The 7,017-nt window shown below is 66.1% G+C and carries 6 protein-coding genes and 1 pseudogene; 5 read left to right on the top strand and 2 right to left on the bottom strand.

Annotation, left to right across the window (positions count from 1 at the left end; all coding sequences use genetic code 11):
- Positions 1 to 119 precede the first annotated feature (119 nt).
- Both U9983_RS25740 and U9983_RS25735 read right to left on the bottom strand, forming a co-directional pair.
- Entirely contained in the window at positions 120 to 2,408 is a 2,289-nt protein-coding gene (locus tag U9983_RS25740) for a bifunctional serine/threonine-protein kinase/ABC transporter substrate-binding protein (protein WP_322756490.1), read from the bottom strand.
- Positions 2,409 to 2,667: 259 nt separating this feature from the next.
- Complete coding sequence (locus U9983_RS25735; protein WP_322756489.1) at positions 2,668 to 3,612, bottom strand: polysaccharide deacetylase family protein; 945 nt, start codon at positions 3,610 to 3,612, stop codon at positions 2,668 to 2,670.
- 236 nt (positions 3,613 to 3,848) lie between these two features.
- On the opposite strand from U9983_RS25735, the gene U9983_RS25730 reads away from it, so the two are divergent.
- The 5 genes and pseudogenes from U9983_RS25730 to U9983_RS25710 all read left to right on the top strand — a co-directional run.
- On the top strand, positions 3,849 to 4,463 hold the full coding sequence (locus tag U9983_RS25730) for a sigma-70 family RNA polymerase sigma factor (RefSeq protein WP_322756488.1): 615 nt from the start codon (positions 3,849 to 3,851) through the stop codon (positions 4,461 to 4,463).
- Between the two features lie 2 nt (positions 4,464 to 4,465).
- Positions 4,466 to 5,191, top strand: a complete 726-nt coding sequence (locus U9983_RS25725; protein WP_322756487.1) for a Rieske (2Fe-2S) protein — start codon at positions 4,466 to 4,468, stop codon at positions 5,189 to 5,191.
- A 296-nt stretch (positions 5,192 to 5,487) separates the two neighbouring features.
- Positions 5,488 to 5,802 carry a cupredoxin family copper-binding protein gene (locus U9983_RS25720; RefSeq protein ID WP_322756486.1) on the top strand — a complete coding sequence of 105 codons (315 nt, stop codon included), beginning with the start codon at positions 5,488 to 5,490 and terminating at the stop codon, positions 5,800 to 5,802.
- A 5-nt stretch (positions 5,803 to 5,807) separates the two neighbouring features.
- Positions 5,808 to 6,728, top strand: coding sequence for a metallophosphoesterase family protein (locus U9983_RS25715; RefSeq protein WP_416211544.1), 921 nt, complete (start codon positions 5,808 to 5,810; stop codon positions 6,726 to 6,728).
- Between the two features lie 8 nt (positions 6,729 to 6,736).
- Positions 6,737 to 7,017, top strand: a pseudogene (locus tag U9983_RS25710) (hypothetical protein); the annotation flags it as partial.

The following is a 7,017-nucleotide window of genomic DNA, read 5'->3' as shown; positions in this document are numbered from 1 at the left end:
GGGCGTGGAAGAGAGACTCAACGCCTCCCGCCAATACCATCCGTACGGGCATGACTACGCAACAGCGTCCACCGGGTCCGTGACGATGGCCGCCCCAGCGCGGCCGTCGCCGACGCTGGTCAGCCATTCCCGCGGACCAGATCCGCAATATTGCCGAGAAACTTCCGCCGCCCGTCCCTGACCTGGTAAAGGTAGATATCGCTACCCTGCACATCGCCGGTCGCACTGAATTGTATTTTTTTCGTGATGCCCTCGAATGCGAATCCCCTGATAAAGTCGGTATTACGGAAGGTGTTGGCAACCGACTGACGGGTGACATGTCCACCCAGGCCCTTCAGGACCTGTATGATGACCCCGACGGCATCGTAGGCGTCGGCGGCGTAGAAGTCCGGCTCCGTACCGGGGGAAGTAAGCCTGGCGTAGGCTTCGACGAACCGCTCCACCTCCGCACTGCGCGGAAAAATCCCGGCGACTTCACGACATGGACAGGTGAGATAGACACCTTCGACATTTTCCTTTCCCGCCTGCCTGATCAAAAGATCCTGGTTACTGCCGTCGCCGCTCATTATCGGGCCCTTGAAGTTTCGGCTCCGGAGAACCTTGATAACCTCGGCGAACTCCGCCGAGTAACCGGCGTAGTAGACCAGGTCGTACGAATTCACATCCAAAGGAATCTTCGCGTAGTCAGCGCCCGAGGTGACTTTCAGGACGGTCGTGGCGACCAGCAGTTTTTTTTGCTGGCGGATTCTTTCGAGGTGTTTTCCCAGCTCTTCGGCGAGACCCTGGCCGTACGGATTGCTGTCATCAGAAACCAGCAGGATCTTCCGGGCCTTGAGTGTCACCGTCATGTACTCCGCGGTCTGCGGCCCCTGCGCCGTATCCGGCGGAACAATCCGGAAGAAGGTGTGTCCAGCCAGATCCAGGTCTATCAGCCCCGGCGCGGTGGCCGACGGGCTCACGGCCACCAAGCCGGCATCGGAGTATTTCAATATGCTGGTCTCCGCCGGCCCGGAGAAGGTGGGGCCGATGACAGCGACCACATCGGGATCGGCGACGAGTCGTTGGGCGGCGGGAACGCCCTCGTCCGCCACGCCCTTATCGTCCGACTGGACCAACTTCAATCTGAAGGGAAGATCCGGATCGTCGTTCGCAACATTGACAGCGGCCTGAGTGCCCAGGAGCATACTGCGACCGAGCTCGGCGTTCTGACCGCTCAACGCCCCCTGGAAGCCAATCACGTACGTGGGTTTCGCGACCGGTCCGGGATCATCCACAATGGATGGGATGGCGGCGGCCAGGATTGCGATCACCGCAAGTGCGCCCAGGCTGGTCACTATCCGAACACGGGGCCGCCACCGACGAAAAACCCTACCGGGTCCGCCCTTTCTCTTTTCTTTCTCCTCTTCCTTCTTGCCCAGAGTCGACGGGTCCGATTGGGCCGGCAGCGGCTCCGACGGAATGATCTTCAGGACGGCCGTGTCGACGGACACGGTAAGGCGCAGCAGCCGCTCGACCGCCTTTTCCCGCTCCGGCCCGAAGACCTGGTCGCGAAGGATCTCGGACAGCAGATTCTCCGGATCCTGCTCCAGCGCATGATCCTGCAACAGTCGGTGTAACAGCTCCCCGGTCAACGGCCGCTGCTCGGGATCCTTGTGCAGCGCCGCGGCGACCAGCGGGCGCAGCCCGCCATCCAGATCGGTGAGGTCCGGCTCCTCATGCACGGCGCGGTAGAGCAGCACATCCCGCGGCCCGTCCCCGTGCGGTCGCCGGCCGGTGCCCGCATACGCGATCAGGCCGCCCCAGGCAAAGACGTCCGCAGCCGGAGTGACGCTGTTGTAATTCTTGATCTGCTCCGGTGCCATGAACGCCGGAGTGCCGAACAGGCCTGTCTGCTGGGTGGCCGCGGTCGTGGCGTCCACAGCACGGGAGACCCCGAAATCGATGATCCTCGGGCCGAACGGGGACAGCAGCACGTTCGACGGCTTGAGATCGCAGTGCACGATCCCGGCGTCGTGAATAGCAATCATCGCGACCACGACCGCCACCGCGAGTTGATGAAGCTCAGCACCTGCGAGCGGACCGCGGCGCTCGACCGCCGCACTGAGCGTCGGACCGTCCACAAATTCGGTGACGATGTACGGCTGCTCGGCGTCGGCATCGACGTCCAGCACCGGAGCGGTACAGAACGGCATGACCTGCCGAGCGTTCCTCGCCTCCCGCCGGAACAACGTGCGGAACGTGGGGTCGCCGGCGATCTCGGGCCGGATGGCTTTGAGGGCGACCACCCGACCTTGGGGATCCTCAGCCCGGTAGACGATGCCCATGCCCCCGGCACCGAGCCGACCGCGAACAATGTACGGGCCGATCCGCTCCGGATCTCCGGGGGCGCACCCGGCGGGAATGGTCACGTTCGCCCGGCTGATCGGACGGCGGGGAACAGGACCACCAGCCCCGCCACCATGCCGGACAAGACGCCGGACAAGACGCCGGACAAGACGCCGGCAGCCGACCCGCGCCGCCCCGCCATCAGGATCCTCCTGTCGTCAATGACCCGTAGTCTGCCATCACAGCGACGCGGATTGGCCGCGGTAGGTCAGAACGAGCGGCAACGGCGGGCTTCGGTTCGATCAGCCGTGCTGCGACCCGCTCAGGCCGGACATTTCAAGGTCAGAGAGTCAGGCAGTCGGAGAGTCGGACGAAGTGGAAGCCGGCTCCGATCAGTCGGGGCAGCGCGGCGGCCATCCCCTTGGCGGTACCGCCCGCAGGATGGTTCATATGGCCGATGATGATGGATCCCGGTCGTGCCGTGAGAACGGCCTTCTCAACCTGGTCGGGCGGGTAGGTCGCCCCGGCATCGCCGTTGACGTCAAAGTTGACGATGTGTTCATCGAGGTCTGCCACGATACGCGTCGCGATGTCGTCGCAGTGTGCCGTGCCCGCCCGAAAGAACCGCGGCGGACGTCCGAGGAGCGCACTCAGTTTGTCCCGGTTTCCGGCGACCTCGTCGAACACCTCGCCGGCATCATGTGTACCCATGATCCCGTAGGCGGACTGACCGGACACCGACAGCGGGCGATGTTGTGTGCCGTGGTTGCCGATCTCGAACAGCGGATCGGCTGCGAGCTCGGCGAAGACCGGACGGTTGGCGTCAATCCAGCGGGAGTTGAGGAAAAGAGTGGCGGGCACCCGCTGCCGACGAAGGAAATCGATCAGCTCCTGATCGTAACCGCTGCCGAGCGGCCCGCCACACGCATCGAACGTCAACGCGATCGTCCTGCCCGTGGTGGGCGGCAACATCGTGGTCACGCCGGGAACGTCGAGGCCCCAGGCGACAGGCCGGATGGAACCGTAGCGGGCGATCACCTCATCGCGGGTCACCCCACCCGCCACCGGTGTCGGTGTCGGTGTCGGGCTGGCCGGCACCGGGCGGGTCGAGGACACGGCACCCACCGACCCGGGCGGATCGGGCCGCGGCAGCCCCCGACGCCCCCGCCATGGTCGGGTGGAGACGGGCTCCGGCACGCCCGGCGATCCGCCGTGCGGCGCGGCGCAGCCGACAAGAAACGGACCGGCCACGCCAGCCGCCAGCAGTGCCCGGCGACTCAGTGGCAAGCTGTCCCCCAATGCCGATCGGCCGCGACCATGGTTACCGCTGGAACCCGAACCAGCGGGGCCGGGTAGGACCAAAGGTCATAAGTGTGACGTCATGAGTGTGACACAGCGGCCCGCTGTCCCGCCTGAACATGATCCTCTTGTCGAAGGTGTAACCCCGCTGGCTATCTGATGGGTGAAGGAAAACGTCGGCGACGAGTGCAACGGTGGAGCGGTGACGCCCAGTGGTGGATGGGATGTCGTGGATCCGGCGTCGGTCATCGGGCGCGGCGCAGCAGGCTCGCGTCGAAGCGGAGCCCGGTGAGAATGCCGGCGACGAGACGCCGTCCCCGGTGCCGCATCTGCACGTGGTGTCCGACGACACCTACTCGGGCTGGGAGGAGATCTACCGTGACAACGCGGACCGGATGTACCGGATCATGTACGCGAAGGTCGGTAACCGGGCGGACGCCGAGGACCTGACAGCCGAGGTCTTCATGGCTGCGCTGCGTCCGCTGCGAGTCTCGGCAAGTGTCGGTGAGGTACGGGCATACCTGCTTGCGACCGCCCGCACGGTCCTGGCGGCGCACTGGCGGCGCACGCTCGGCCTGGAAATCACCACTCTTGATGAGGAGCGCGCGCAGACGGCGTTCGGCGACCCGGCCGTCTGGCTGGACGCGCCCGCGCGGGCCGAGGCCATCCTGACGGAGTTGCCGCCGCGGTACCAGCGCATCCTCCGGCTGCGGTTCCTGGACTCGCATTCGGTCCGAGAGGCAGCGGCCGAGCTGGGGGTGAGCGTGGCGAACGCAAAGGTCCTCCAACACCGGGCCTTGCGTTATGCGGCCGAGGTCGCCCAGAGGACGGAGACGTGAGGATGCGCGGCACGCGGAGGTTCATTGACGATCTGATTGGTGAACGTCGCCCGACGCCGTTCCGCGCCAAGCCCGAGGATGTCGCGCCGATACGGACGGCGATCGTGCTACGGGCCGCGCGGCCGGGCGGTGACGCGCCCCGCGCGGAGTTCATCGCGGAGCTGCACCAACGGCTGGCGTCCGCCCGGGGGGAACCCGAGGGCTGCGGGTCTGCAGGTGACGGTCCGGCAGGTGACGGTGCGGCGGCGCCACGGCGGGCCGGAACGCGTCGGCGATTCGTGCAGGGGACGTCGGTGGCTGCCGGTGCGGCCGCCATCGGCGCCGGCCTCGAGCACCTGTGGGAGGACGGCGGCCCCGCAGCGGAAACCGTCGTTGCGGCGGGCGGCACGGTGGTGCCCAACGTCGGGGCCTGGTGGACCGTCGCGACCAGCCAGGACCTGCTGGAAGGAGGAATACGCACGTTCGACCTCGGCACTGTGACTGGATTCGTGGAACGTGTCGGCGGCCAGGTGCGCGCCGTTTCCGGTGTCTGCACACATCAGGGATGCCAGCTGGCGTTGGACGCTGCGGTGCGGCGCCTGAACTGCCCCTGTCACCGGACTGTCTTTGCCATGACCGGCGAGGTGGTGCGGTCACAGTTGCGACCGCCGCCACGGACGCTGCCGGAACTGGAAGTCCGTGAGGCCGGCGGCGTTGTGCAGATCTACGCCCCCCCGAAATCCCTCTGACGATCGGGTTCCGCCCGGCACGCCGTAACCGGACGCCCTATCTACAGGTGAGCGGTCTGCACAGGAATCGACCACGACACGACTGACCACGACAAGAAGGCCCGGATTGCGGGCCGGACAGGGACGTAATGACAGGGTTTTCCACTGGCCGGTACCGCACGAGACGTCTGGTGACTGCCGCGGTGCTGACGGCGGGAGCAACCGTGCTCGCAGCGTGCGGTGGGTCCACGCAGAACGCACCAAGCACACCAAGCACACCAAGCACACCGACGGCCGGCTCGATCCCCAGCATGCCAATGCCCAGCATGCCAATGCCCGGCGGCGCGACCGGTGCGGCGTCCCCACCGACGGCGCCGGCAGCCACCGGCCATGTTTCCATCAAGAACTTCGCGTTCTCACCGGCGACGGTGACCGTACCGGCTGGCACCACGGTCATCTGGACGAATGAGGACTCCGACGCACACACCGTCACCGACAAGGGCGGGATGTTGCATTCCCCGACGTTGGATACCGGGGCCACCTATCAGTACACCTTCACCACGCCCGGCCAGTACTCCTACCTGTGCTCCATCCATCCTTTCATGCTGGGCACGGTGGTGGTGACGCCATGAGCAATATCCGCCCGGGTATGACACGCAGGCAGCTCACGGCGCACGCCGCATGGTTCGGCGCAGCCGTGACGCTCACCGTGGTTGGTGGCGAGGTGACGAGCCATGTTGCGGGCGGCGGGACAGCGGCCGCAGCGGACAACACCACGAATCTGCGTTTCGTGCAGATCAGCGACAGCCACCTCGGATTCCAGGGCACGGCCAACACCGATGTCGTCGGCTCGTTCGCACGGGCGATCGATCAGGTCAACGCGCTGCCCTACCGGCCTGAGTTCGTCATGCACACCGGGGATCTCACCCACCTCGCCACCCCGGCCCAGTTCGACCAGGCCAAGCAGATGATGAGCGGGCTGCGCACCGGGGCCGTCCACACGGTGCCGGGCGAACACGACGCCATCCACGACAGTGGCCGCACCTACCGCACAGTTTTCGGCGCAGGTTCCCGCGGCGACGGCTGGTACAGCTTCGACAGCAAGAGCGTCCATGTCATCGCTCTGGTCAACACGTTCAGCCTGGAGAAACTCGGCCATCTGGGTGCCGATCAACTCGATTTCATCCGCCAGGACGTGGCCGGTCTCTCCAGTGACACACCCATCATTGTCTTCAGCCATATCCCGCTGTTCGCCATGTACGAGCAGTGGGGTTGGGCCACCGACGACGCCGGGCAGGCCCTGAGCTACCTGCGCCGGTTCTCCTCGGTCACCTGCCTCAACGGCCATGTCCACCAGATCTTCACAAGGACGGAGGGAAACGTGACCTTCTACAGTGCGACCACCACCGCCTACCCACTGCCCCATCCCGGTGACAGCCCGGCACCCACCCCGGTGACCCTGCCCGCCGGCGCGCTGGGCGCGGCACTCGGTATCCGGGAGGTCCGCCACGTCCAGGGCCAGCACAACCTGGCGGTCGCGGACCGCGCGCTCGCATGAAGGACATCTTGAACGACATACGGTCCGCGGCGCCCAGGATAGGCGCGGCAGCCTTGTTGGCTGGCAGCGGCTACATCCATCTCGACCTCTATCTGCATGGTTACCGAATGATTCCCCGCGTCGGCGCAACATTCCTGGTACAGGCAAACGGCGCGTTCGCCGTCGCACTCCTCCTGCTGATAAGTAACTCACCCGTCCTGCGTACGACAGCCGCGGCACTTGCCGCCGGCGCGCTCGGCGGTTTCATCCTGTCCCGGACGGTCGGCGTCTTCGGGTTCGTCGTACGTGG

Origin of the sequence: Protofrankia sp. Cas3 (assembly GCF_963555955.1) — a bacterium.
Classification (GTDB): Bacteria; Actinomycetota; Actinomycetes; order Frankiales; family Frankiaceae; genus Protofrankia.
Note: the sequence above shows the minus strand (reverse complement) of the source record. Positions and strands in the feature narration are given on the sequence as shown.

What these genes read in the sequence shown, in the direction of transcription:
- U9983_RS25730 (WP_322756488.1), top strand. Translation starts at nt 3,849, where the DNA reads ATGTCGTGGATCCGGCGTCGGTCATCGGGCGCGGCGCAGCAGGCTCGC.
- U9983_RS25725 (WP_322756487.1), top strand. Translation starts at nt 4,466, where the DNA reads ATGCGCGGCACGCGGAGGTTCATTGACGATCTGATTGGTGAACGTCGC.
- U9983_RS25720 (WP_322756486.1), top strand. Translation starts at nt 5,488, where the DNA reads ATGCCCAGCATGCCAATGCCCGGCGGCGCGACCGGTGCGGCGTCCCCA.